This window comes from Mesorhizobium sp. M7A.F.Ca.MR.362.00.0.0, from assembly GCF_004023175.1.
Lineage (GTDB): Bacteria > Pseudomonadota > Alphaproteobacteria > Rhizobiales > Rhizobiaceae > Mesorhizobium.
Genome location: NZ_RZTF01000927.1, coordinates 1 through 413, shown reverse-complemented (window position 1 = coordinate 413; position 413 = coordinate 1). Strand labels below are relative to the sequence as shown.

Here is a 413-nt window from a genome sequence, read left to right as displayed (position 1 = left end):
CCGACGAGCCGACCGGCAATCTCGACACCGCCCGCACGCACGAGATCATGGAGCTTCTCACCCGGCTCAACACCGAGCTTGGCCTGACCATCGCCATGGTCACGCATGAGGCCGACGTCGCCGACTATGCCGAACGCACCATCCGCTTCCTCGACGGCCATGTCGCTTCGGATTCCAGGAAGCTGGAGATCGCACAGCCATGATCTGGGAAACCGTCCGCCTCTCGCTGCGCTCGATCCGCCGCAATGTGCTGCGCTCGTTCCTGACGCTGCTCGGCATCGTCATCGGCGTTGCCGCCGTCATCGCCATGCTGACCATCGGCTCGGGCACCACAGCAAAGGTCAAGGCCGACATCTCCAAGCTCGGCAGCAATCTGCTGGTCGTCCGCTCCGGCCGCCCGGCCGGCCCCGGCG

1 protein-coding gene and 1 pseudogene are annotated in these 413 nt (G+C 66.1%); both read left to right on the top strand.

Annotation, left to right across the window (positions count from 1 at the left end):
* Positions 1-203: pseudogene (locus EOC06_RS38555) on the top strand (macrolide ABC transporter ATP-binding protein); the annotation flags it as partial.
* The coding region (locus tag EOC06_RS38550; RefSeq protein WP_164899067.1) for an ABC transporter permease at positions 200-413 on the top strand (214 nt) is incomplete at its 3' end. The pseudogene EOC06_RS38555 and the gene EOC06_RS38550, both read left to right, overlap by 4 nt.